We start from the raw sequence: 25,830 nt of genomic DNA on the forward strand, positions 1-25,830 counted from the left end.
GACGCATGAGCACGTACGCGCGCTGACCGGCGTTTCGTTCAGCGATCTCAAGGGTAATACTTGCCGCACGAATGCGGTCAGATCCCTCCATGGCTACAACACGACCTTAGCGAACAGCCAGCCCGACCAGTCAGCGCTCACCCGCCTAGCGCGCCCCCAAGCCATCGGAAACGCTGAACGCACGACGCCCGATTCCTGGCAATAAATAGGCCCAATCGGTCTGCTCGACCAAGCGCCGACGCGGATTCCGTGTGCAATTTATTGCACACGGATCCGTTTTGTGGCGGGTCGATTAACTATAACATTTTGTTTTATAATGGTTTACATGGGCGGAATCCAACCACCGACACGGGGATTTTCAGGCCCCTGTCGGACGCCCCACCATTCAGCCCGGGTTCAGTTAGGCCCCGCTATTCTGTGGGCGAAGGCTGGGAACCCAGGGGTGGAGCAAGGCAGCGCACGACCCCGGACCCGGCGGCTGAAAACGGAAATGAGGAGAATCGCCATGAAGACGCGTGTTGCAACTCTGAGCCTGGTGGCCGCCGCCCTGGTGGCGGTCCAAGCGTCGCCGGTCCACGCGGATGATGACGGCTACGGCGCTGCGGTCCGCTACGGGTATGCTAAAGTGATCCGGGTGGAGCCGCAGGTCCGCGTGGTGGATGTCGCCTACCCACAGCGGCGCTGCTGGAACGAGCAGGTCACCCGCTACGAATCCGGCCGCGGCTACGCGTCCGCCACGCCCACCATCCTGGGTGGTATTGTCGGTGGCGTGCTGGGGCACCAGGTGGGGCGCGGCAACGGACGCACCGTGGGGGCCATTGCCGGGACGCTGCTGGGCGCCTCGGTGGCGCGGGACATGTACCAGAATGACCGCGAGCCGGTGGCCTATACCGACACGGTACAACGTTGTCAGGTGCGCCAGGTCTACCGCCAGGAGCAGCAGGTGGACGGCTATCGCGTCATCTACCGCTTCCGGGGAGAAAACTACGTGACCCACATGGACCATGACCCGGGTGAGCGCATCCGCGTACAGGTCGCGATAAACCCGGCCGACTGAGCCGCGATTTTACGGAATCGATCCCGCAATCATGAACCGCTCTTTCCGCAACGCGTTGCTGGTGACCGCCGTCCTCGTGACGGCCCTCGCCAGCCCCGTCGCGAGCGCGCGTCCCGGCCTTCAATGGTACGCCGAGTCCGTCCCGCAACTGGCGGACGCCGGGGGCATCAGTCTGGGGCAGGCGGTGTCGCGGGTGCGGCGCGCGACCGGCGGGCGGGTGCTGTCCGCGGAGGTGCGCGAGCGCGACGGCAACGCGGTGTACCGGATCAAGATCCTCACCCCGCGCGGGCAGGTGCGGGTGGTGCTGGTGGACCCGCGCACCGGCGAGATCCTCAACTAGGCGCCGGTCCGGACCGTCATTGCGCGAGCGCGGCGATGCCAACCGGTGCTCGATTGTTCGCCCACCCCGCCGCGCGCAGCTGACCCGGAACGGCGCCTGGCGCGTCAACGGGATCGGCGGCCACGCGTTTCCAACCGAATCGGACCGGACGAAGGAGAATAGTCAGGTGGCGCCCAATGATCGACCGGCAAGCCCCCCGCTCACTCCTTGGATCGCGCCACGCAGGGTCGGCCGCGTTGCGCCGCGGTGGCGCGTGTGCCGCAGACCGATTCCGGAACCCACGGCGGGCGCGTCCGGGCGGGCGCCTAAGGCGCCTGCGCCGCCACCGTCCCGCCCCGATCGACGCACGCCAGGTACCGCGGCATGCGCCTGCTGGTAGTCGAAGACGAGACTGCACTGCGTACCCAACTCGTCAGCCGCCTCAAGGAGGAAGGCTACGCGGTGGACGCGGCCGCGGACGGTGAGGAGGGCCTGTATCTGGGCTCCGAGTATCCCGTCGACGCCGGTATCGTGGATCTCGGCCTGCCCGGGATCAGCGGCATGGAACTCATCCGCAAGCTGCGCACCGCGGAACGCACCTTTCCCATTTTGATCCTCACCGCCCGCGGGCGCTGGCAGGACAAGGTGGAAGGCCTGGAGGCCGGCGCCGACGACTACCTGGTCAAACCCTTCGAGATGGAGGAGTTGCTGGCACGGGTCAAGGCGCTGCTGCGGCGCGCCTCCGGTTGGAGTCAATCGGTGTTGCGCTGCGACCCGGTCACCCTGGACACCGCCTCCCATGAGGTGCGGGTCGCCGGTCAGGCGATCGAACTCACCGCGTTCGAATACCGCGTGTTGGAATACCTCATGCTCAACGCCGGGCGCGTGGTCTCCAAGACCGAGCTCACCGAGCATCTCTACGACCAGGACTTCGACCGCGACAGCAACGTGATCGAGGTGTTCGTGGGCCGGCTGCGCCGCAAACTGGACCCGGACAACACCCTGCACCCGATCGAGACCCAGCGCGGACGGGGCTACCGCCTGACCCTGGAGCGCACCGGGTCGTGACCCTCTCGTTGCACAGCCGCCTGCTGGTGGCCGCAAGCCTGGTACTGACCGCATTCCTGGGACTCACTGGGCTGACGCTGGACCGGGCGTTGCGCGCCAGCGCGGAGGCCGGCGTGCACGACCGGCTCCAGGGTTACGTCTATGCCCTGCTGGCGGCGGCGGACCTGGGCCCGAACGGCGTGCTGCACCTGCCCGACAGCCTGCCCGAGGCGCGCTTCTCGACCCCCGCCTCCGGCCTGTACGCGGAAGTCGGCGCGAACCGGGGCAACATGCGCTGGCGTTCACCCTCTGCCCTGGGGCTGGACGCATCGTTTCCGGCCGATCTGCCCGCCGGCGCGTGGCGCTTCCAACAGGTACGCACCCGCGACGGGACCCCGCTGTTCGCGCTGAGCTTCGGCGTGAGTTGGGAGGGCAGCAGCAACGCCGCGCGCAGTTACACCTTCACGGTCGCCGAGGACCTGGGCGGCTTCAACGCCCAGGTGAGCCGGTTCCGCCGCAGCCTGTGGGGCTGGCTCGCGGCGGCGGCGGCGGTCCTGCTGGCGGTCCAGGGCACCATCCTGCGCTGGAGCCTCAGTCCCCTGCGCCGCGTGGCGCTGGACCTGACCGCGATGGAGAGCGGCCTCCGGAACCGCCTGGAAGGGGACTATCCGCGCGAACTGCGCGGTCTCACCGAAAACCTCAACTCCCTGATCCACAGCGAGCGCGCGCAACGCGCGCGCTACCGGGACGCCCTCGCGGATCTGGCCCACAGCCTCAAGACGCCGCTCGCGGTGCTGCGCGGCAGCCTCGGCGCAAGCGCCACCGCGGAGGAGTTGCGCAACACGATGCAGGAGCAGCTCGGGCGCATGAATCAGATCGTGGACTATCAACTGCAACGCGCCTCCGCCTCCGGGCACAGCACCCTGGTGGCACCCGTATCGGTCGCGCAGGCGGCGGAACGGGTGGCGGCGACGCTCTCCAAGGTATACCGGGACAAGGGCGTGATCTGTTCCCTGAAGGTGGAGGACGGGGCCTGCTTCTACGGCGACGAGGGGGATCTTCTGGAGCTGCTGGGCAACCTGGCGGACAACGCCTTCAAGTGGAGCCGTGGCCGGGTGGAGATCCGCGCCACCGCGCTGCGCGAGCCGCCCGCGGCGCGCGCGGGCCTGCGCCTGGCGATCGACGACGACGGGCCCGGTATCCCCGAAGACCAGGCGGAACGGGTATTGGAACGCGGTGCCCGCGCCGGCGCCGGAACCGAGGGTCAGGGGATCGGCCTAGCGGTGGTGCGCGACATCGTGCAGGCCTATCGCGGCACCCTCACGATCCGGCGCGGTCCCCTCGGCGGCGCCCAGGTGGAGGTACGTCTGCCCGCGGCCTGACGCGCGCGATCAGTTCGGGCGTTCCGGCCCGGTGTCGTCGGCCGCCGCCCGTTGCTCCTGCATGCTCTCGAAGAACTCCAGGGCCTTGTTCACCGCGAACAGCGGCGCCTCCACCATGCTCACCGGCTCGGTGTGGGCACGCCCGTCGGTATAGTACTTGCGGAATGCCAGCACGTGCAGCGCCACTTCGCGGCGGAACAGCTTGTTCTTGAGGAAAAAGTATTCCGCCAGTGCGATCACGCTGTAGGCCTTGCGCTGCGCGGCGCCCGGCTCCGGACCCTGGGTATGGATCAGCGGCCATTCACCCTCCGGCCGTGCCACCTCGACGCGGTAGACCTCGCCATCCAGGGCGGGCGCGGTCGTCACCGTCAGGTCCGGGTGGAGACGATGCAAGCCCGCCTGCTCGATCTTGCGCATGGGCAGGAACGCCTTGCTGGCCATCTGCACCGCCCAACCGTCCAGGCTCTCGCGCAGATCCATCGCAACCGCGCTGTCTCCGAGTTCGTAGAGGGTCTTGGCATAGTAGAGATCCCAGACCCAGACCTGCTCGAATTCCGCGAGCTCGTCCTGCTCGGTGACCGACACGACTTCCGGCTCCTGAGCCTGCCGGGAAAACCCGATCGAGAACACCGTCACGGAGGACGCTCCCGTGCCATTGGAGAAGACGCCCGGTCGATGGCGTCGGGTGGATGCGGACGCCCAGCTTACCGCCGCGGCCGGCGGGCGGCAACCGTGCGCCGCAGGGTGCGCTTGCCGCGGGGATCGCGGCGCAGATGCCCAGCCCCGTGGGGCCGCGCCAGAGTGAGCAGCGGGCCCTGCGCGCTGCGGCGGGTTCGCCGTTCCTTCAGAACAGGGCCAGTTGATCCCCCGGGCCCACGGGGATCTGAAATTTCGAGGTATCCAGCACCGGCTCGCGGGCGTTGAGCCCGAGACGGGCACACGCAAGCTCGAAGCGGCGCCGGATCAATCCCGCGTACTCCCCCACCCCGCTCATCCGGATGCCGAAGCGCGGATCGTAGGTCCGCCCGCCCCGGGTGTCGCGCACCCGGCTCATTACGCGCTGCGCCTTCAGGGGTTCGTGCTGTTCCAGCCACTCCTCAAACAACGCCTTCACCTCCAGCGGCAGGCGCAGCAACACGTAGCCCGCACGGCGCGCGCCCGCCGCCGCGCACGCCTCCAGCACCGCTTCCAGTTCCGCGTCGGTGAGCATCGGGATCACCGGCGCCACCAGCACCCCGGCGGGGATACCGGCGGCATTCAACCGGCGCAGCGTCTCCACCCGGCGCTGGGGCGCGGCCGCGCGCGGTTCCAGGCGCCGCGCCAGGTTCCGGTCCAGGGTGGTCACCGACACCATCACCTCCGCCAGCCCGTCACGCGCCAAGTCCGCCAACAGGTCCAGATCGCGTTCCACCCGCGAGGACTTGGTGACGATACTCACCGGGTGACGGTGCTCGCGCAGCACCTCCAGGATCTGGCGTGTCACCTGCCAATGGCGCTCGATCGGCTGGTAGGGATCGGTATTGGTCCCCATGGCGATGGGGCGGCAGACATAGCCGGGCCGGCGCAGTTCCGCGCGCAGCAGCTCCGCGGCCTGCGGCTTGACCAGCAACCGGCTTTCGAAATCCAATCCCGGCGACAGGCCCAGATAGGCGTGGGTGGGGCGCGCGAAACAATACACGCAGCCATGCTCGCAACCCCGGTAGGGATTGATGGACTGCTCGAAGGGCACGTCCGGCGAATCGTTCCGGCTGAGGATGGTGCGGGTGGCATCCACCGCCACCCGGGTCACCAACGGGGGCGGCTCCGGATCCTGCGGCTCCCAGCCGTCGTCCACCGCCACGCTGCGCGTCGCATCGTAGCGGCAAGGCGGGTTGCCAATGGCGCCGCGGCCCTTGCGGGCGCGCGGGGAGCGGGCAAGATCCATGGCGGTTCCGGTTCCAGATTACGCCCATCACACCACGACCGTACGTACGCCGCAAGCCCCACCCGCGACCACCACGGGCGCGCGGTGTCAATCGCCGGTCACACCTTGCGGTGCACTTCCAGGACGTTGCGCAGCTGGCCGATACGGCCGAGGGCGCGGCTGAGTTGGGCCATATCGGAGATCTCCAGGGTCAGGTCCATGCGCGCGTGGCGATCCGCGGCGCTGGTGCGGGTATTGGCCGCGAGCACGTTGATGTTCTCACCGGCGAGAATCGTGGTGATATCGCGCAGCAACCCGGAACGGTCGTGGGCATCCAGCGCGACCTCCACCGTATAACGGGCACCCGCGCGCGCGCCCCAGTCCACCTCGATCAGCCGCTCGCGCTTCTCCTCGGGCATGCGCAGGATGTTGGGACAGTCGCGGCGGTGGATCGTGACACCGCGGCCGCGGGTGATGAAACCGATGATCTCGTCCCCGGGCACCGCCTGGCAGCAGCGTGCCATGTAGGTCAGCAGATTGCCCACGCCCTCGATGGTCACCGCGCCCGCCTCCTGAGGCGCGGGAGGCTTGCGGATCTCCGGGCCCGGCAGCGGCGGCGCGGGAGGCGCGAGCAGGCCGTGAGCGGCAGCGGCGATCTGCGCGGTGTTGAGATCGCCGCCTCCCACCGCGGCCAGGAAGTCCTCCGCCGCGCTGAACCGGAACTGCTGCGCGAGTTTCTCCAGACTGACATCGGACAGGCCGGTGCGGTGCAGTTCCCGGTCCACCAGGCTCCGGCCCGCGGTGATGTTCTTGTCGCGGTCCTGCTGTTTGAACCAGTGGCGCACCTTGGCGAGCGCGCGCGAGGTCTTGAGATAGCCCAGATGCGGGTTGAGCCAATCGCGGCTCGGGCCGCCCTGGCGGGTGGTGAGGACCTCCACCTGTTCACCGCTCTTCAGTTCGTAGGTCAGGGGCACGATGCGCCCGTTCACTTTGGCCCCGCGGCAGCGGTGGCCCACGTCGGTGTGGATGTGATAGGCGAAATCCAGGGGCGTGGCGCCGTTCGCCAGCGACACGACCTTGCCCTGAGGTGTCAGCACATAGACCCGGTCCTCAAAGATCTCCGACTTGAAGCGGTCGATGAAATCCCCCGCCTCCGGATTTTCCTCCTTCCATTCGAAGAGCTGGCGCAGCCAGGCAATACGCCGCGCCATGGCGTCGTCCGGCGCCACCCCCTCCTTGTAGGTCCAATGCGCCGCGATGCCGAGTTCGGACTGCTGATGCATCTCGTGGGTGCGGATCTGAACCTCCAGCACCTTGCCTTCCGGGCCCACCACCGCGGTGTGCAGGGAACGGTACTGGTTCTCCTTGGGGTTCGCGATGTAGTCGTCGAATTCCCGGGAGATGTGGTGCCACAGGCCGTGCACCACCCCCAAGGCCGCGTAGCAATCGGCCACCTCGTCCACCAGGACGCGGATCGCCCGCACGTCGAAGATCTGCTGGAAGTCGACGCGCTTGCGCTGCATCTTGCGCCAGATGCTGTAGATGTGTTTCGGTCGTCCGCTGACCTGCGCCGCAACCCCGGCCCGCGCAAGCGCCTTGCCGATGCGTTCTACCTGGCGCTCGATATAGCGCTCGCGGTCGGCGCGGCTCTCGTCCAGCAGGCGCGCGACCTCGCGGTAGGTATCCGGCTCCAGGTAGCGAAACGCCAGATCCTCCAATTCCCACTTGAGTTGCCAGATCCCGAGCCGGTTGGCAAGCGGTGCGTAGATGTCCAGGGTCTCGCGCGCGATGCGCTGCTGGCGCTCCGCAGACAGATGCTGCAGGGTGCGCATGTTGTGCAACCGGTCGGCGAGCTTGATGAGGACCACCCGCACATCCGCAGCCATGGCGAGCAGCATCTTGCGCAGGCTCTCGGCCTGATCGCGCTCGCGCCGGCCCTTCTCCCGTATACCGTGGACCTCCCGAATGACCGCCATCTTGGTGACCCCGTCCACCAGACGTGCCACGGACGGCCCGAACTCGTGCTCCAGCGTCTCCACGGTGAGAGGGGTGTCCTCCAGCACGTCGTGCAGGATCGCCGCCGCGATGGTATCCGGATCCATGTGCAGCGCGGCGAGGATCTCCGCTACCGCCATCGAATGGCGCACGTAGGGCTCGCCGGAGGCGCGCACCTGGCCGCCGTGGGCCGGCGCCGCGCGCGCCAGGGCGCGGCGGATCAGTTGTGCCTGATCCGCCGTCATTCCCGCTGTCACCGCGGCCAGCCAGGCCTCGGGGAGCGCGGGTTCCGGTGCCGGGGTGACCGGCGTGTCGGCGGCGTTCTCCATGTACGAATTAGCATACCCCGGCCCCTGTCCGGGCACCATGACGGACCCGGCTTGACGGGCATCCGCGCGGATCCTATCGTCAGGCCGGCCAATCACGCATCAAGGACCCGCAGTCATGACACCGGAACGCTATGAACGACTGCGCGCCGTGCTCGACCGGCGTCAGCCGGACCTGACGGTGCTGCTGGACCGGGTGCATAAACCCCACAACCTCTCGGCGGTGCTGCGCACCTGCGACGCGGTAGGGATCTGGGAGGCGCACGGTGTTCATGCCGGCGGCGGCATCACCGCCCACGACGCCACTTCGGCCAGCAGCGGCAAGTGGGTGCGGTTGCGGATCCATTCGAGCCTGGCGGATGCCTACGCGGTGTTGCGCACCCAGGGCGTCCAGGTGCTCGCCGCGCACCTCTCGGGGCGTGCGCGGGACTTCCGCACCGTGGACTACACGGCACCCACCGCGATCGTGCTCGGCGCCGAGAAATACGGCGTGAGTCCGGAGGGCGCGGAACACGCGGACGCGCACATCGTGATCCCGATGCTCGGCATGGTGCCGTCGCTGAACGTTTCGGTGGCGGCCGCCGTGATCCTGTTCGAGGCCCAGCGCCAACGGGCCGCAGCGGGTCTGTACGACACGCCACGACTGGACCCGGGGCTCTACGCCCGCACCCTGTTCGAATGGGGCTACCCCGAGATCGCCGAACACTGCCGGCAGCGCGGTGCCGAGTACCCACCGCTCGGCGCGGACGGCGCCATTCTCGGACCGCTGCCGCGCTGAAGCGCACCGGCCACTGTCGCCGCCACGCCGCACACGCGCTACACTCGCGCGCTCCGGGGCACCGCGTCCAACCTGCAGGGCACCCGCATCACCGATGAAACTCCCCGTCACCGTCCTGCTGCTCGGTACCGTCAGCTTCCTGAACGATGTCGCCAGCGACATGATCATGCCGCTGCTGCCGGTGTTCCTGTCCGTCACCCTGGGCGCCGGGCCCGCCGCCATCGGCCTGATCGAGGGTCTGTCCGAGGCCGCGGTCAGCCTGCTCAAGTTGTGGTCGGGGCGGCTCGGGGACCAGGGCGTGGGACACAAGCGCCTCGCGGTGCTGGGTTATTCCATCTCCAACGCGCTGCGCCCCCTGTTGGGCCTGGTGGCGAGTTGGGAAGCGGCGCTGTTGCTGCGCGTGGGGGACCGGGTCGGCAAGGGGATTCGCACCGCACCCCGCGATGCCCTGCTCTCCGCATCGGTCCCCGGCCCGCTGCGTGGCCGGGCCTTCGGGCTGCACCGCTCCATGGACCACGGCGGCGCGATGCTGGGTCCGTTGCTGGCGAGCGCGCTGCTGGCGCTGGGGCTCGGCATGCGCGACGTGTTCCTGGCCTCAGTGGTCCCCGGCGTCCTGGCGGTGCTGTTGCTGGCCTTCGGCCTGCGCGCGGATCAACCGGCGCCGCGCCGCGCGCTACCGGCACTGCGCTGGGCGCAGCTGCAACCGCGCCTGCGCGCCCTGGTCGTGGGCGCCGGGGCGCTGGCCCTGGTAGCGGTACCCGATGCGTTCCTGATCCTGTGGTTGAGCCACGCCGGCGTCACGCTGTTCTGGATCCCGCTGATGTGGTCCCTGGCCCATGGCGTGCGCGCCGCGGTGGCCCTGCCGGCAGGCCGCTGGTCGGACCGCGCGGGACGGATCCCGGTGTTGGTCACCGGCTGGAGCGCCCGCGCGCTGATCCTGTTCACGGTACCGTGGGTCACGCATCAGGCGGCGGTGCTGCTGCTGTTTCTGGCCTATGCCGGCGCCACCGCCGCCACCGAGGGCGCCGAGCGAGCGCTGATCGGCGATGAGGCGGACCCGCAGAGCAAGGGCAGCGCGTTCGGGCTCTATTACATGACCGTGGGGATCCTGGCGCTGCCCGGCGCGCTGTGGTTCGGCCTGCTCTGGCAGTACCGCGGGATGGGCGCCGCGTTCACCGTCTCCGGGGGGCTCACCCTGGTAGCGGCGGGGATCCTGGCGTACCTGGCGCGGCGGGTACGGACCCCGGACTGAGCGGGCGTTCGGAATCCGCGCAACGGGGGAATGGGCGGCCGGGGGAGCCCGGGTCAGGCGCCGCTGTCCCCCAGTGCGCGGGCGGCGCCGCGGCGCTGGTAGAGGAACACCCCGATCCCCAACGCCAACAGCAGCGCCTGGGCCGCCAGGGTCTGGGCGGTGGGATAGATCCCGAGCACGCTGATCCTGGGGAACGCCACCGGATACGCGGGCAGCTTGCCCGCCTCCTGCAAGGCGGCGATCCCATGGCCCACGAAGACCACCGCCAGGACGTAGAGCAGCACCGCGTTGACGTTGAAGAACAGGCGCAGCGGCAGACGCACGCTGTAGCGGAAGATCAGCCACCCGAGCACCGCCAGTGCCACGGCGCCGCTCGCCACGCCCGCCCACAGCGGACCGGCGGTACCAGGACCGGCCTGCAACCACAGCGCTTCGTAGAACAGCACCGTCTCGAACACCTCCCGGTAGACCGCAAGGAACGCGATGAACCCCAGGGCCCACAGGGTGCGCCCCCGCAGCGCGCTGTGGATGCGCTCCTCCACAAACTGGCGCCAGCGCTGGGCATGGGTCTTGCCGTGCAGCCAGAAGCCCACGTACAGCAACACCGCGGCGGCGATCAGGGCGGTCACCCCTTCGGTGAGTTCGCGGCTCGCGCCGCTGATACCGATCACATAGGACGACACCCCCCAAGTGGCGAAGCCCAGCGCCAGGGCCAGGATCCAGCCCAGATGGAAGTAACGCAACGCGTCGCGGCGCTCGGTGCGGATCAGGGTGGCGGCGATCGCCGCCAGCACCAGGATCGCCTCCAGGCCTTCCCGCAGCAGAATAATCAGGGCGCTCGCAAAGGCCATAGCCGGGGATAGCTCGGTGGATTGCATGCGCGCGCGGGCCTCGGAAAGCAGGCCGGTGAGACGCCGATACTGCGCCTCCACCTGCTCCAAGGGCGCCCGGGACTGCAGCAGATGGCGGTACGCCATCATCTGGCCCTCGATGCGGGTGACCAGGGCCGGATCCACCGCCCGCAGCCCCGATTCCACCAGTTCGAAGCCGTCCAGATAGGCGGACAACGCCCGGTCGTAGGCCCCCTGCGCATCCCCCGCCCGGTAGCGTGCCACGCTCTCGGCCAGGCGTTGACCGGCAAGGTCGAAGGGCGAGCCGCGCGTGGCCAGCACTTGGGGCGCGTTGCGCAGATAACTCAACAGGGCGCTCCCATCGGCCCCGTAGTGCTGGCGGGCCTGTGTCGGCGTGAGTTGGGTCACGGCCTTCAGTTCGGAGATCATCCGCGTCGCCGGGTCCTGCCACAGGACCGCGCCGCGCGCCCGCTCGGCGTCGCTGGCAAGGAAATCACTGACGTAGAACGCCAGGTCCCAGCGCTGCGCATCGGTCAAACGGTCGAAGCCGGTCATCGCGGTGCCGGTCACGCCCAGGCCGATAGTGCCATAGAGGCCATAGACGCTGCGCTGGTCCTGCCGGAGCGGATCATGAAAGTTCGTGGGCGGGGGCGTCAACCCGGCGGCGGCAGGCCCATCGCCACGGCCTTCGGCCCCGTGACAAGCCGCGCAGTTCGCGCGATAGAGCACCGCGCCGGCCGCCGGGTCCGGGGTACGCCGCGGGGCCACCACCACTGCGTAATGCTCGATGAGCGCCGCGCGCATCCGCACCGTCATGGCCTGTACCGCGCGGCCCGGGGCACGGGCCGCGATCAACCGCTGCAGGGCCTGGGCATCGCGCACCAGGGCGGCACGCGCCGGGCGTTCGGGCAGCAAGGCGGTCTGGCGCACCACCTGCTGGGCAAACTCCTGCTGCTCGGCGTACTCCGATGGATCGACCACCGCGCCATCGCGCACCGTGGCGCCGTAGTCGACGCCCAGATAATCCAGGGCATGGAGGATCGCCTCGGGCTCCTGCCCGCCCAGGGCCGGAAGCGCCCAGACCCACAGGCACAACAGCCCCAGCAGCGGCCCAGCCCCCCGCCGCGCGCCACACCCCCCGGTATTTTCCATCCCCATACGCCCCCTAAACGTAAATAATAATCATTCTCAATTATATACGGATCAGGGAGGGACTCAAGCAGTATTGATCCCCGCAAGGCCGCCGCCGGGCCGCGCCGCGGCCCAAACCGCGAGCCAGCCGGCGGCGGCCTCAGTCCTCCGACAGGAGGTAGACGCGTTCTTCCATGCGGCTCAGGCCACGCTCGCGGAACCGCGGGTTGTCCGCAAGAGCGTCCCGGGCATCCAGTTGCCGCACGGTGAACCGGTCCCGGTACAGCGCGTGCACCTCGGCGTCGCGGACCGGAAACGGCGGGCCGTCGAGTTCCGCGGGGTTGTAGTCCAGCGTGATCAACAGCCCCCGGGCGGGCGCGGGCAATAACCGGGTAAGGTGCGCGCCGTAGCGCTCGCGCATCGCCGGCGGCAGTGCGATCAGAGACGCCCGGTCGTAGAACGCCGATACGCCGTTCAGGTCGCCGGGCTCCAGATCGAAGAAGTCGCCGCACAGGATGCGGATCGGCGGGTGTTCCCACAGCTCGAAGCGGCCCTGTACCCGGCGCACCGGGCGCAACCCGCGCTCATCGAAGAACGTCTCCACCGCCAGCGGGCTCAGTTCCACGCCCAGTGCCGCATGGCCCTGCTGAGCGAACCATTGCACGTCCAGGCTCTTGCCGCACAGGGGCACGAACACCGTCGCGCCCGGTGCCAACGCGAGTTCCGGCGCGTAGCGCACCAATTGAGGATTCACCTGATCGAGGTGAAACCCGGTCTGCTGATCACGCCAACGCTGGCGCCAGAATTCCGGTTCCATGCCGTCTCCTTCCCAAACAGAAAACCCAACACGCAGACTACACTATGCGGATCTTACGTGGGTCAATTCTCTATTGCGCGATTGCACGACCCGTGCCCCAGTCCACCGCTCTTCCCAGCAGGGTGGCATGCGGCGTTGCAGACCCGGCTGCGGTGCTCATGATACTGCGTGTAAACCGCGCTCCTCGCGGGGTCCGCGCCGTGCCTGAACACCCGATTCGCGATCTTGAGATAGGTTCGCCGTAATTTTCTTATGCTGCGGTCCTTGGAGCAGGAAGCAAAAACCGAAGGCCCAGATCACGACCGCCCCCCGAGGCGCAGGTCTCAGTCCGTTACTGGAGAACACCGGTCCCAAGCATCCCGCTGCGCCACACCACACCAGCCCCGGCGCGTGTTGCGCACCGCCGAGGAAGCCAGTATCTTCGTTTCAGTTCCTTCCAGCATGGGCGTAACGCGTAGCGCAGTGCGGGCCGCAACCCGCACGCACCGCTCAACGGCCGGGCGCACCGGGATGTTTCGGGACCAGACCATGCCCTATTTCACCCAACGCTACCATCCCCCCGGCACGCCTCCGGGAACCTTGGGACCAGACACCCCCAGCGCGACCGCGCGGTGCGTGATACGGGTGGTCCACTACAACACATCAGAGCTCAGCGACGAATCCCTCACAACCGCGGACCAACGGATCCGCGAGCATCCGCAGGACATGATTACCTGGATCCACGTGCAAGGGCCGGCGGACACCACCACCCTGCAGCAATTGCGCGACGCCTACGACCTGCACCCACTGGCCATCGAGGATGTATTCAACTCCGAACAGCGCCCGAAACTGGATGCCTATGACCACCAGCTGTTCATCGTGATGAACCTACCCATGCTGCGCGAAGGCGTGGTGGTAACCGAGCAGGTCAGCCTGTTCCTCGGACGTGACTACGTCCTCAGCTTCAACAGCGGGGCCGAAGATCCGTTCGAACCGGTCCGCAAGCGGCTCCAGGGCGGCGCCAGCGCCCTGCGTACCCACCCGGCGGACTACCTGCTGTACGCACTGTTGGACACTACCATCGACCATGGGTTTCCGTCGTTGGAAGCACTCGGGGAGAAACTCGAGCGGGTGGAGGAGGAACTGCTGCTCAAGCCGGACCAGAGCACCCTGCGGGACATCCATCGGATCAAGCACGAGCTACTACTGCTGCGCCGGATGCTGTGGCCGCAACGCGAAGTCCTGAACACGCTGCTGCGCGATTCCCATCCGCTGATACGGACTGAGACCAAGCTGTACTTGCGTGACTGCTATGACCACACTATCCAGATCATGGACCTGCTCGAAACCTACCGTGACATGGCCAGCGGAATGATCGACGTATACCTCTCCACCGTGAGCAATCGCCTCAACGACGTCATGCGCGTACTGACGATCATTGCCACGATCTTCATACCACTGACATTCATTACGGGCGTATACGGCATGAATTTCGGTAACAATACCAAAAGTCCATGGGCGATGCCGGAACTCAATTGGTATTACGGGTATCCACTGATCTGGCTGGTGCTGATCACGGTCGCCGTATTGCTGCTGGTCATCTTCAAACGCAAGCGCTGGTTCTGAGCCGCCGGCATCCCCATGCAAAACCCACAGTCATCCACGCCGGCCGGGCAGAAGAGCGAAGAACCCGGACACGAATCGGTGCCCGGCACCCTCCAATGGGTACGGCGCATCCTGCCTGCCGTTTTTCTGCTGCTGATGGTGACCCTCAGCTGGCGGGAGCTGCGTACCATCAATATCCACGCGCTGCGCGCCAGCGTGCATGCGGTGCCGTTCTCGACCCTGCTGGCGCTCCAACTGTTCGGCATCGTCGGCGTACTGGCCATGACCCTCTACGACTGGCGGCTGTGCCATTGGATGGCGATCCCACTCCCGTTCCGCCGCCTGCTGCGCTACACATGGGTCGCCAACACCTTTAACAACCTGCTGGGGGTCTCCGGGCTCGCGGGATCGGGCATCCGCTTCCTGCTGCTGTCGCGCGAAGGCGTGGAACCGAAAATCGCGGCGGTCTATTCCGGGACCCTGCTGCTGTCGGTGGCGGTGGGCTTGTCGGTATTGGTATGGCCGGTCCTGCTCTTCGGAGGCAGCGCGGTGGCGGCGATCCCGGCACCGCAGTGGCTGATCCACCTGATCCTGCTGCTGATCGCCGCTTTTCTGCCCCTGTATCTGCTGCTCACGGGCAACAGCTTCCTGCACCAGCGCCTGTTCCGCATGCCGCCGACTCTGGGACCGGCGCGCCAAGCGCAGCTCATCGCCATTTCCACGGTCGATTGGCTGCTGGCCATGACCGTGGCCTGGAGTTGCCTGTGGGTAGGCGGCGCCCAGGTTGAGCTCCTAGCCTTCGTAGTACCATTCTGTCTGGCGGCGACCCTTGGCGTATTCAGCCTGATCCCGGGGGGCCTGGGGGTCTTTGACGCCACGTTGTTACTGACCCTGAGCAGCCTGCAACTCCCGAGCGAAGCGGTGCTGACCGGGATTTTACTGTTCCGGCTGGTGTATTACGTGGTGCCCTGGATCATCGCTCTCTATGTGGGAGCGGGCCTGCTGGTCACTCGCGACAATGCCCTGCTGGCCAGGCTCGCGCGCACCTGGCAGGAGAATATACTGCTCAGCCTTATCCGCCTGCCGCTCTCCCTGCTGTCCGCGCTGGGGGTGCGCGTCATGGGCTACCTGACCTTCGGCGCCGGCACTATCCTGCTGGTATCGGCCGCCTTCCCCACCCTTAAGGACCGGCTCGCCGTGCTGCACCGCTACGTGCCGCTGCCCGCCATCGAGGCCTCCCATCTCTTGTCGGTGGGCATGGGGGTACTACTGATCGCCCTCTCGCGCGGCATCGCCGATCAGGTGCGGGGCGCGTACCGGCTTGCGATGGTACTGCTGCTCGGCGGCGCGCTGCTCAGCCTGGCAAAGGGATTCGACTTCGAAGAGACCGTAGCGCTCGGCGTGATCGCCGGGTTGCTGTGGATACGCAGACGCGATTTCTACCGTACCAGCTACCCATTGCTCAGCGTGCACAGCATCTACTGGTTGGCTGCTCTTTTGGTCGCCATTACCGGCTACGCGCTGCTCGGTGCATGGGTCCACGGTGACCAGTTGTTCCACGAGTCCTTGTGGCTGCGTTTTGCACCTGGACTCGAAGCCCCGAGGTTTTTGCGCTCGGTTTTGTTCGCGGCATTGGTAGCACTGGCATTCATGGCCTGGACGCTGTTCCGGATGCCGGGCCCACGCCTGGCGCTGCCAGACCGCGAAGGCCTCCAACGGGCTCGGGAGTTTCTAGAGCGCCACGGCGGGAACAACTTTGCCCATCTTATATTCATGGGTGACAAATATCTGTTTCCCTCCAGCGATCAGCGCACGTTGATCCAATTCGGGCGTATCCGCGATCGCCTGGTAGCACTCGGTGATCCAAACGGCGATGCGGATTCGATGGACAAAGCGATCATGGAATTCCGTATCTTCGCCGACCGACATGATCTGGCACCGGTGTTCTATGAGGTCGGCGAGCAGCATATGCACCGCTACCACGACAACGGATTCTCCCTGTTCAAGATCGGGGAGATGGCCTACGTGGCCACGTCGACGTTCACGTTGACCGGAAAACGCGGCGAGAACCTGCGTCACAGCGTGAAGCGCGCACAGCGCGACGGCGCCACCTTCGAACTGCTCGAACACCCTCAAAGCGAGGAGACCTGGCAGGAACTGAAGGGCATCTCCGACGCGTGGCTGAATACCCGGGGAGCGGCGGAGAAGCACTTCTCCATCGGCAACTTCAGCCGCGACTATCTGTCCTGGACCCCACTGGCAGCAGTACGATGCGGTGAGCGCCTGGTTGCCTTCGCCAACCTCGCACCGAACTACGGGCCGCCCGAGGAGATCACCGTCGACCTGATGCGCCACCTTCCCGACGCACCACCGGGAACCATGGACCTGCTGTTCAGCAGCCTGATCGGTTACGCCCGGGATCGCGGCTACGGCTACTTCAACCTGGGCATCGCGCCCCTCAGCGGCGTCGGGCAAACCCGCTATGCGCGCCCCGATGAGAGGGTCGCCCGCCTCGCCTATGAGTACGGCAACCGCTACTACAACTATAAGGGGCTGCGCAGCTTCAAGGACAAGTTCAATCCGGAGTGGCGCAGCGTCTATATCGCGTACCCCGTGTTTAAACCCCTCCCGGGCCTGTTGGTGGACATCGCGGCCCTGATCGCGGGAGGATACCGGCGTATCCTTTTCAAGAGCATATGAGAGGCGCGATGTGAAATCCTATACCGCAGTCCTGCTCGCGCTTGTCCTTGCATCGGTCTCAACTGCAGGCCGGGCCGCGGGGCATCCCGCCATCGCGGTGTCAAGCCTGGAGTTCGGCCCGTTCGGGACCGTAACACTCTATCAGACCGCGCCGCATCCACGCCGCATCGTGCTCTTCGCATCCGGCGACGGTGGTTGGAAACTCGGCGTAGTGGACATGGCCCGCGCGTTGGCGACACAAGATGCCCTGGTGGCGGGATTCAACACGGTGCACTACCTGCACGCCCTGGAGCATGGTGCGGGACCGTGCGCCTACGCGGCGGCGGATCTCGAGAACCTCAGCCAATATCTTCAGAAACGCGCTGGGCGCGCCCACTATACACAACCGGTGCTGGCCGGCTACTCATCGGGAGCAACCCTGGTCTACGTGGCCCTCGCACAAGCACCGCCGAACACCTTCCGGGGTGGGCTCAGCCTCGGCTTCGGCCCGGAACTCCCAGTGACGAAGCCCTTCTGCCGGGGCGCCGGGCTGCGGTCGACACCGGGGTCGAAGCACAAGGGATACCGGTTCATCCCGGGCCGGGCTCTGGCGGCGCCATGGGCAGTGCTGCAGGGCACCATCGATAAAGTGGCGAGCCCCGCGGCGACCGAATCCTTCGTTGCCAAGGTCCCGGGCGCCCGGTTGATCGTGCTGCAGAAAGTGGGACACGGTTACTCCGTGCCACGGCATTGGATACCCCAGTTCTACGCGGCGTTCCAGTCCGTGGCGCAGGTCCCGGTCGCCCCGCGCACAGCCACAGACGCCGACCTCAAGGGTCTGCCTCTGGTGGAGGTCCCCGCGGCCAAGGACACCGGCGATACGCTCGGCGTGGTCATTTCGGGAGACGGGGGATGGGCCGGAATCGACCGCCAGCTGGCGGAACAACTCGCCGCGGAGGGAATCCCGGTGGTGGGCCTGGACTCACTTCAGTATTTCTGGAACCGGCGTACACCAGACGGCGCGGCGCTCGACCTGGCGCGCATCCTGAACCACTATCTGACCCGCTGGCATCGTCAAAAGGTGATTCTGATCGGCTATTCCCGCGGCGCGGATGTATTGCCCTTCATGACCGACCGCTTGCCGCCGGAGTTACTGCGCCGTATCACGGTGGTCGCTTTGCTGGGGCCGTCCCCCACCGTGGATTTCGAATTTCATCTCACGGACTGGCTGCACAACGGTTCCGACACGGCACACTATGCGGTGTTGCCTCAGGTCGAGAAGCTACACGGACCACGGGTACTGTGCTTCTATGGCGTGGCGGAACGTGACAGCCTCTGCCGGAAGCTCGACCCCGCCCGCTACGGTATCGTCGAGATGCCCGGCGGGCATCACTTCGACGGGCGCTACCGCGCAATCGCCGACCGCATACTCGCCACGGCCCAGGCAACGCCCGTGCGCAGTGCCGACTGAGCGGATACGCCGCGCCGTCGTGCTACAACTGATTGAGGATACGCTGGCGGACCGCCTGGTATTCCTTCTTGGTAATCAACCCCTGCCTGTAGAGTGCATCCACGCGCCGCAAGCGATCGGCCACCGATTCCGCAGGAACGGTATTCTCGGCGGCGGGTGACGACTGACCCGGAGCCGCTGGCACCGCTACGACTGCCGGTGCGGCCGGTACCGGCGTTTGGTTCTGGGCGACCGGGCTGCAATCCAGATGCACCGCGACATTCTTGGACAAGACCGCGTCGTTGACGTGTACACTATAAGGTTTGCAGCCCACCTTGCGCACCGTCAGCACACCCATGGCACGGTATTCCAGATTCTGCCAGTCCACCCCCGGCGGAAAAACCTTGTCGGGGACGATGGCCAGAGGCGTCACGCCGATTTCCTCGCCGTTGGCCAGTATCGTGGCTCCCGACGGCTCCGAACTGATCGTGATCCTGCGCAGGTCTGGGATCGACAGGGTGCTTGCGCAGCCGCCCAAGGCGAGCGTGGAACCCAACACCAACATGGTCAGGCCGCGTGCGTCGGTTCGTCTCATCGGAATCGGTCCTCCCCTAGGATATTTGGAATGGTCTGCCTGTCGGCCGCCGCAGTATAAACGGGTTTGACGTCACTCAGAAGGAAGGACGGGCAGCAGGGGCTAACTCGGAGCAGTCCTACTCAGCGCCGGCGAGGCCGTGCTGAACCGCATACTGCATCAGCTCGCCGTTGTGACGCAAGTTGAGCTTCTTCAGCACCCGAACCCGGTAGGTACTCACGGTATTCACGCTCAGCGACAACTTCGACGCGATATCCGAGACCCGGGAACCACCCGCGATCATCCGCAGGATCTGAAACTCCCGATCCGAGAGCATCTCGTGTGCCGGCTTGTCCGGGCGCGCCATGGCCGTAGCGAGGTGCTCCGCGACCGTAGGCCCAAGATATCGGCCGCCGGAGATAACCTTGCGCACCGCATCCACCAACTCACCCGCCGCGCTGCGCTTGTTGAGATACCCGGATGCCCCGGCTTTCAAAACGCGGACCGCGTACTGTTCTTCGGGATACATGGTCAAAATCAACACCGGCAGCTTGGGCCAATCCCTGCGGATCTCTTTGAGCAGTTCCACGCCGCTCCTGCCTGGCAAGGAAACGTCGAGTATCACGACGTCCGGATCCGCATCTGCGATCAGGCTCAGGCAGGCCTCAGCATCGCCCGCCTCTACGACGTCCATCCGGCTCTCCGCACCCTCTAGGATCTGCCGCAATCCCTGACGTACTACCGGATGATCATCGACAATCAATGCCCTGGTCATATCGCTGCATCCTCTGCGCAGAAATCACACCGTCGGGATGGTCACCCGCACCCGCGTACCACGACCCGGCGTGCCATGAATTTGGAAAGTTCCGTCCAACAACTCAATCCGCTCACGCATCCCAAGTATGCCGAAGGAAGTCGGACCGGCAATGGCCTCCGGGCTGATCCCACACCCGTCGTCCCTGATCTCCAACAACACCCGGTGATGTGTGTGCCGCAGGCTGAGCTCGACATGGGACGCCTGCGCGTGGCGCGCCACGTTGGTAAGGGACTCCTGGACGACACGGAACAAGGCGGTGATCCGCGGCGTATCCAAGACGATGTCGTCCTCGGGAACCTCCACTTGGCAGGCAACACCGGTGCGCTGCTGAAACTCCCGTGCGCCGCACTCGATCGCCGCCACCAACCCGATATCATCCAGGGCTTGGGGACGCAGGCCGCTGACCAGACGTGTCATGCTGTCCATGGCCTGATCGATCAGGCCGTTCATTTCCACCAGTCGCTCGCGCACCGTGGATTCGGACGCGGGCAGCGCCCCCAGGGCTTGTGTGCAATCGAGGCTGAGGGCGGTCAACACGCTGCCGAGCTCATCATGGAGCTCGCGCGCCAGCGCGGCACGTTCCTGCTCGGTCGAACACTGGACATGGACCGCGAGTCTGCGCAGACGGTCATCCTGAGTCCGGTCCGCGACGTCGCCGGCGCCCGCCGGGAGACCCGCCTGGGATGCGGTGAGAAACCATGCCATCGCAACCCGGAGCAACCTGCGGAAAGACATCGGCGCTATGACTTTTTCCTGCATTGGCAATTCAACCGGCATAGTTGGATCCCTACTGGGCGCTACCACGCCATGCCCCTGCGCTCCCGCGTTCGCCATTCCAGGGGCGCCCCTCTGCTGCGGGCTTAGGCCGCGCCATGGGCGTCACCATCAGGTATTGCGGAACTTTCGCGTAAAAGTCAACTCCCGGAATTATGGATGGGTTCCGGTTTTTCCGGTTGTTTTCACCCAATCCTGAAATTGGACCGTATTCTCCCCCAAGAGTTGCGTCGAAATTCACGACCGGCCACCCGCGGTAGCCCGGGGACCGGTCCTTGAGGTCATCCTACTCCCCTAAGCCGCGCCACGACAGTTGGTTACCTCAGACCTCGGAGGGGTACGCCGGCCCGGATCCGCCACAGCGGGTCGATACCGCGCGCACGACTGTGATATACAGGGGCAACTTCCCGAGGCGGGAGTGCCAGAGGGCGACGCCGGTCGCGCCCGACGCCCGCATACCACCACCCCGCCCGCTGGCGGCGCTCCTGGAGAATCATATCGATGCCCCCCTCGCGTTGGGCCCGATCCACCCGCCTGCTGCATTTTGGCCTCGCGATCACGGTCACGTTGCAGCTCCTTCTGAGCCTCGGCATGGAGGCGCCCCATAAAGGGCATACCGCCACTGGCCTGCCGGCGGGATTGTTCGAGGCCCACGAGTACATCGGGCTGATGGCGCTGACGATCGTCCTGATCCACTGGGCCTGGAGCCTGCGCGCCCGGGACGCCGGGGGGCTGCGCCACCTCTTCCCCTGGACCCGGACAGGGCGGGGGCAGGTCGCCGCGGAGCTCCGTGACCTCCTGCGTCGCCGTCTCCCGCCCGGGGGGCCGGACGGGGGCTTGGCGGGACTCGTCCACGGGCTTGGGTTCCTGGCGGTCACTGGGATGGCGCTCACCGGCGGGGCCCTGTTCGTCCTGCTGCCGGAACATGGCGATCCGGGGCCGCTGACCCACGACCTGATGGAAGTGCACTCCTTCGTCGCAACCTTTGTATGGGTGTACTGGTTTGGCCACTTGGGACTGGCCCTGGTCCATCACTACGCCGGCCACGACACCCTACGCGCCATGTTCCGGCTGTCCGACTCCCCGCCGGACCCAAACTAGGCGGCTTGACCCGGGGTCGGCCGGTCCGGCCCCAGGCCAAGCCGGGCAGATGGCACCGCGCACTTCCTGGTAGGCCATTCCGCCGTTGCCCGCCGTTGCCTTGGCCCAACGAAAGTCGTATATAGTGGCTGCGCGCAACCACTGTGGGCCTGGAACCGCGAAGGGATCGCTGGTCACCCGGCCCGCACGTCTGCCGTAATGCTTTACACTACAACGTATCCACGCGTACGCACCCCGTACGCAAGCGAGGAGCACACAGATGAAAAGGTTTACTCGTCAGGTTGCCATAGTTGGTGCCGCGGCATTGTTCGGTTTGGCGACCGTACTTCCGGCGATGGCCGCCGACACGACCACTGGCGCACCGGCGAACCCAAGCGCCGCGGCGGAAGCACCAGCAGTCAAACACACGCCGACGGCGGTACATCACAAGGCTTCCCACGTTCACGCCCATAAGGCGATGCACAAGCACCCGATGGTCAATGCGCGGGTAAAGGAAGCACAGGAAGCCCTCAACAAGGACGGCTACAAGATGAAGGCCGATGGCATCATGGGCAAGAAGACCCGTGCGGCACTGAAGGAGTTTCAGGCCAAGCACGGACTGAAGGCCACTGGGCAGTTGAACAGCGCGACTCTGAAGAAACTCCACGGGGGCTGATACCGTAAGCAACGCCACGCAACTGCATGGCGCGGCCATATACGTCGCCCGCGGGTATTTGCCCGCGGGCGACGGTTTTTATAGATTCGACCGACGACCGAAACCGCGCTTTCCAGCTCCGATATCATAATCAGCCATATCTAGTCCACGGACGTCTCGTCCGGACGCAGCAGACCGCGTTTGCTCCCCGCCCAGTGGCTCTAACGAAACGGCACGGGTCCACACGTCCGGCCCGCATTCACGCAAGATGCCCACGGCGCCGACGCGAGACGAGGACTGTCCCCTGCACGAATCCGTAAACAACGCTTCATCTTCGCACCACGTCCCCGTCGAAACAAAGGAAAACGTGGCCAAGACCAGGAACTCCAGGCTACCATCCAAGGTCGTAGAAGGACGCACGACGACTTGAGAACCTATGTGAAACACCCCCTAGCCTCCATCCCTGCCCAGTCTCCTGCGGTAGCCACCGATGCACTCGCCAGGCCCAGGCGTACTCCGTGCGCCCCATCGCGCTGGCGCTACGGGGCGGGTGCGGCGAACACCGTTGCGAGAGGCGGACTAATCCCGAAATCGCCTGGCCACTTCTACCACTGCGGCCAATCTGGCTCTGGCAGGCAGGGGCGGCGTACGGCGCGCCCGCTGACCGGATACCTCGTATTCGGCCTGCTTTGCGTAGCCCTCGCAGCGGGCCGCGCCGCCGGAGCGGCCACCAAACATCCGGACGGGGCCGTCCGCGCCACGCTCCGCAATGGACTGCAAGTAGTGGTTGTGCCCGACCCGCTGGCGCCGGTAGTCACCACGCAGTTGAATTATCTGGCCGGGTCCAATGAGGCACCGGCCGGCTTCCCGGGCATGGCGCACGCACAGGAACACATGATGTTCCGGGGCAGCCCGGGGCTGTCCGCGGACCAGCTCGCCTATATCGGCGCCGGCATGGGGGGCGATTTCGATGCCGACACCCAACAGACCGTCACCCAATACACGTTCACCGTGCCCGCGCAGGACCTGGACGTGGTCCTGCATATCGAGGCGGTCCGCATGCGCGGCGTATTGGACACCGAGGCCTTGTGGCGTCAGGAACGGGACGCCATCGAACAGGAGGTCGCGCAGGATCTCTCCAGCCCCGAGTACCGCCTCTACACCCACATGCTGGCAACCCTCTTCCGCGGCACGCCCTACGCCCACGATGCGCTGGGCACCCGCGCCTCCTTCCAACGCACCACCGGCGCGATGCTGCGAAAATTTCATCGCGCTTGGTACGCGCCCAACAACGCGATCCTGGTAATTGCCGGGGACGTGCAACCCCAGCATGCGATCGAGGCGGTACGCCGGCTGTTCGGGTCCATACCCCGACGTGCCCTGCCCCACCGGCCGGCGATCCGTCTCATGCCGATCCGGTCGGGGACACTGCACCTGCGCACCGACCAAGCATACGGGATGGACGTGATCGGCTTTCGCATGCCGGGGACCGACAGCCCGGACTATGCCGCCGCCCAGATCCTGGCGGACGTCCTCAACAGCCCCCGTGGCAGCCTGTATGCCCTGGTGCCGGCGGGCAAGGCCCTGATGGCCGGCTTCACGGCCGATGCCTGGCCAGGCGCCGGGATGAGTCTAGCGGTGGCGGCCTTCCCCCGGGGCGCCGATGCCAGCGCCCTGATGAAACAGTTGCGCCGGACACTGGAGCAGGTGGCAAGCCACGGCGTACCGCCGGAGTTGGTGGAGGCGGCGAAGCGCCGTGAAGAGGTGTCGGCCGCATTCTGGGGAAACTCGGTATCGGACCTGGCCAATGCCTGGTCCCAGGCGTTGGCCGTGGAAGGACGCCGCGCGCCGCAGGACGACGTTGAGGCCATCCGGCGTGTCACGCCTCAGGACGTGGCGCGTGTTGCGCGCCGTTACCTGGACCTGAACCACACCGTAACCGCTATCCTCACACCCGAGTCCTCGGGCAAGCCGGCCGCCTCCAAGGGTTTCGGCGGCAAGGAATCCTTTACCCCGCGCGAGACCCGGGCGGCCGCGCTGCCCGAATGGGCGCGTCAGGCCATGGGGCGTCTCACGGTACCGGTTTCTACGGTTCATCCGGTCACCACACTGCTGCCCAACGGCCTGCGTCTGATCGTGCAGCAGGAGACCGTCACCCGCACCGTCAGCGTCTATGGACGCGTGCGTACCAATTCGGATCTCGAGACACCCAAGGGACAAGACGGCGTCGCCGGTATCCTCGGAGACCTGTTCTCCTATGGCAGTACGCACCTCGACCGCCTTGCATTCCAGAAGGCCCTGGACGCGATCGGCGCCAGCGAGTCCGCAGGCTCGGATTTTTCCCTGGCGGTACTGGCCGGTGATTTCGACCGCGGCGTACAGCTCCTCGCGGACAATCTGCTGGACCCGGCGCTGCCGGCCCACGCCTTCGGCATCATCCGCCGGCAACAAGCCGCGACGACCGCCGGCAACCTGCGCAGCCCCGATTACCTGGCCGGGCGGGCCCTGGGCCGCGCCCTGTTCCCGGCCCGCGACCCCACCCAGCGCGAGGCCACTCCCGCCACCATCGACGCCTTGACCCTGAAAGATGTGGCGAACTACTACCGGGCGACGTTCCGGCCGGACCTGACCACGATCGTGGTCATCGGCGACGTGAGCCCGCGACAAGCCCGCTCGGTGATCATGAAATACTTCGGCGACTGGAAGGCATCGGGGCCCAAGCCCAACACTTGGCTGCCACCGGTCCCGCCCAGCGGACCTTCCATCACCCGCGTGCCCGACCAGAGCCGCGTGCAGGACCAAGTAACCCTGGCGGAGACCCTGGGCCTGACCCGGTCCAACCCCGATTACTACGCGCTGCAATTGGGCAACCACGTACTGGACGGCGGCTTCTATGCCACCCGCCTGTATCGCGACCTGCGTCAGGATCGCGGCTTGGTCTATTACGTGTCGTCGGGCTTCCAAGTGGGGCGGACCCGCGGGATATACATGGTCAACTACGGGTGCGATCCACCCAATGTCGCCCGCGCGCGCGCGATCATCGTGCGGGATCTGAGCAGCATGCAGACGACACCCGTGAGCCCGGCCGAACTGCACCAGGCGAAGGCCCTGGCGCTGCGTGAGATTCCGCTCGCGGAGGCCAGCGTCGGCCGGATTGCTGGGGGCCTGCTCGGCCGCGCGGTTGAGGGCCTGCCGTTGGACGAACCTACCCGCGCCGCTCAGCACTACATGAAGCTCACTGCTACCCAGGTCCAACAGGCCTTCGCCCACTGGATACGCCCCGACGAGCTGGCGGAAGTATCGCTGGGACCGGCGCCCCGAAGCCCTTGACCCGGGGATAGACTCGCCCCCTGTGACTC

The 25,830-nt window shown here is 66.5% G+C and carries 20 protein-coding genes; 12 read left to right on the forward strand and 8 right to left on the reverse strand.

What is annotated here, in order from left to right:
- Nucleotides 1-316: 316 nt before the first annotated feature.
- The 4 genes from B7Z66_03170 to B7Z66_03185 all read left to right on the forward strand — a co-directional run bounded on the left by B7Z66_03170 (nt 317) and on the right by B7Z66_03185 (nt 3,805).
- Nucleotides 317-1,057, forward strand: a complete 741-nt coding sequence (locus tag B7Z66_03170; GenBank protein OYV77728.1) for a hypothetical protein — start codon at nt 317-319, stop codon at nt 1,055-1,057.
- Between the two features lie 31 nt (nt 1,058-1,088).
- Nucleotides 1,089-1,397: a hypothetical protein gene (locus B7Z66_03175; protein OYV77729.1), complete on the forward strand. Its 309-nt coding sequence runs from the start codon at nt 1,089-1,091 to the stop codon at nt 1,395-1,397.
- Between the two features lie 363 nt (nt 1,398-1,760).
- The gene (locus B7Z66_03180) at nt 1,761-2,444 is read left to right on the forward strand and encodes a DNA-binding response regulator (GenBank protein ID OYV77730.1); all 684 of its coding nucleotides are present in this window, start codon (nt 1,761-1,763) and stop codon (nt 2,442-2,444) included.
- Nucleotides 2,441-3,805 (forward strand): hypothetical protein, encoded by a 1,365-nt coding sequence (locus tag B7Z66_03185; protein ID OYV77731.1) that lies wholly within the window; start codon nt 2,441-2,443, stop codon nt 3,803-3,805. Before B7Z66_03180 ends, B7Z66_03185 begins: the two co-directional genes overlap by 4 nt.
- Before the next feature lie 9 nt (nt 3,806-3,814).
- Here B7Z66_03185 and B7Z66_03190 read toward each other — a convergent pair whose 3' ends face one another.
- From B7Z66_03190 to B7Z66_03200, 3 genes are all read right to left on the reverse strand, one after another.
- Nucleotides 3,815-4,441 (reverse strand): hypothetical protein, encoded by a 627-nt coding sequence (locus B7Z66_03190; GenBank protein OYV77732.1) that lies wholly within the window; start codon nt 4,439-4,441, stop codon nt 3,815-3,817.
- Nucleotides 4,442-4,649: 208 nt separating this feature from the next.
- Nucleotides 4,650-5,729, reverse strand: a complete 1,080-nt coding sequence (locus tag B7Z66_03195) for a radical SAM protein (GenBank protein ID OYV77733.1) — start codon at nt 5,727-5,729, stop codon at nt 4,650-4,652.
- Nucleotides 5,730-5,827: 98 nt separating this feature from the next.
- On the reverse strand, nt 5,828-8,032 hold the full coding sequence (locus B7Z66_03200; protein OYV77734.1) for a GTP diphosphokinase: 2,205 nt from the start codon (nt 8,030-8,032) through the stop codon (nt 5,828-5,830).
- 115 nt (nt 8,033-8,147) lie between these two features.
- On the opposite strand from B7Z66_03200, the gene B7Z66_03205 reads away from it, so the two are divergent.
- Together B7Z66_03205 and B7Z66_03210 are read left to right on the forward strand one after the other, a co-directional pair.
- Entirely contained in the window at nt 8,148-8,807 is a 660-nt protein-coding gene (locus B7Z66_03205; GenBank protein ID OYV77735.1) for a tRNA (guanosine(18)-2'-O)-methyltransferase TrmH, read from the forward strand.
- Nucleotides 8,808-8,901: 94 nt separating this feature from the next.
- The gene (locus B7Z66_03210) at nt 8,902-10,059 is read left to right on the forward strand and encodes a hypothetical protein (GenBank protein OYV77736.1); all 1,158 of its coding nucleotides are present in this window, start codon (nt 8,902-8,904) and stop codon (nt 10,057-10,059) included.
- A gap of 53 nt (nt 10,060-10,112) precedes the next feature.
- On the opposite strand, the gene B7Z66_03215 is transcribed toward B7Z66_03210, so the two are convergent.
- Together B7Z66_03215 and B7Z66_03220 are read right to left on the reverse strand one after the other, a co-directional pair.
- A complete protein-coding gene (locus B7Z66_03215) occupies nt 10,113-12,062 on the reverse strand; it encodes a hypothetical protein (protein ID OYV77788.1) in 1,950 nt (649 codons plus the stop codon).
- Nucleotides 12,063-12,201: 139 nt separating this feature from the next.
- Nucleotides 12,202-12,858, reverse strand: coding sequence for a thiopurine S-methyltransferase (locus B7Z66_03220; GenBank protein OYV77737.1), 657 nt, complete (start codon nt 12,856-12,858; stop codon nt 12,202-12,204).
- 528 nt (nt 12,859-13,386) lie between these two features.
- On the opposite strand from B7Z66_03220, the gene B7Z66_03225 reads away from it, so the two are divergent.
- From B7Z66_03225 to B7Z66_03235, 3 genes are read left to right on the forward strand one after another with little or no spacing between them, the layout of a single operon-like run.
- Nucleotides 13,387-14,463 (forward strand): magnesium and cobalt transport protein CorA, encoded by a 1,077-nt coding sequence (locus tag B7Z66_03225; GenBank protein OYV77789.1) that lies wholly within the window; start codon nt 13,387-13,389, stop codon nt 14,461-14,463.
- Nucleotides 14,464-14,478: 15 nt separating this feature from the next.
- Nucleotides 14,479-17,142 carry a hypothetical protein gene (locus tag B7Z66_03230; GenBank protein ID OYV77738.1) on the forward strand — a complete coding sequence of 888 codons (2,664 nt, stop codon included), beginning with the start codon at nt 14,479-14,481 and terminating at the stop codon, nt 17,140-17,142.
- Nucleotides 17,143-17,152: 10 nt separating this feature from the next.
- A complete protein-coding gene (locus B7Z66_03235) occupies nt 17,153-18,592 on the forward strand; it encodes a hypothetical protein (GenBank protein OYV77739.1) in 1,440 nt (479 codons plus the stop codon).
- Nucleotides 18,593-18,614: 22 nt separating this feature from the next.
- Here the strand turns inward: B7Z66_03235 and B7Z66_03240 are convergent, their stop codons facing one another.
- The 3 genes from B7Z66_03240 to B7Z66_03250 all read right to left on the reverse strand — a co-directional run bounded on the left by B7Z66_03240 (nt 18,615) and on the right by B7Z66_03250 (nt 20,796).
- A complete protein-coding gene (locus B7Z66_03240; GenBank protein ID OYV77740.1) occupies nt 18,615-19,166 on the reverse strand; it encodes a hypothetical protein in 552 nt (183 codons plus the stop codon).
- Between the two features lie 118 nt (nt 19,167-19,284).
- Nucleotides 19,285-19,920, reverse strand: coding sequence for a DNA-binding response regulator (locus tag B7Z66_03245; GenBank protein ID OYV77741.1), 636 nt, complete (start codon nt 19,918-19,920; stop codon nt 19,285-19,287).
- Between the two features lie 24 nt (nt 19,921-19,944).
- Nucleotides 19,945-20,796, reverse strand: a complete 852-nt coding sequence (locus B7Z66_03250) for a hypothetical protein (GenBank protein OYV77742.1) — start codon at nt 20,794-20,796, stop codon at nt 19,945-19,947.
- A gap of 441 nt (nt 20,797-21,237) precedes the next feature.
- On the opposite strand from B7Z66_03250, the gene B7Z66_03255 reads away from it, so the two are divergent.
- The 3 genes from B7Z66_03255 to B7Z66_03265 all read left to right on the forward strand — a co-directional run bounded on the left by B7Z66_03255 (nt 21,238) and on the right by B7Z66_03265 (nt 25,801).
- Nucleotides 21,238-21,837: a hypothetical protein gene (locus B7Z66_03255; protein ID OYV77743.1), complete on the forward strand. Its 600-nt coding sequence runs from the start codon at nt 21,238-21,240 to the stop codon at nt 21,835-21,837.
- A gap of 259 nt (nt 21,838-22,096) precedes the next feature.
- Entirely contained in the window at nt 22,097-22,492 is a 396-nt protein-coding gene (locus tag B7Z66_03260; GenBank protein OYV77744.1) for a hypothetical protein, read from the forward strand.
- 639 nt (nt 22,493-23,131) lie between these two features.
- On the forward strand, nt 23,132-25,801 hold the full coding sequence (locus B7Z66_03265) for a peptidase M16 (protein ID OYV77790.1): 2,670 nt from the start codon (nt 23,132-23,134) through the stop codon (nt 25,799-25,801).
- The last annotated feature ends 29 nt before the right edge of the window (nt 25,802-25,830 follow it).

The sequence above is a fragment of the Chromatiales bacterium 21-64-14 genome, from assembly GCA_002255365.1.
In the GTDB taxonomy this organism is placed as follows: Bacteria; Pseudomonadota; Gammaproteobacteria; order 21-64-14; family 21-64-14; genus 21-64-14.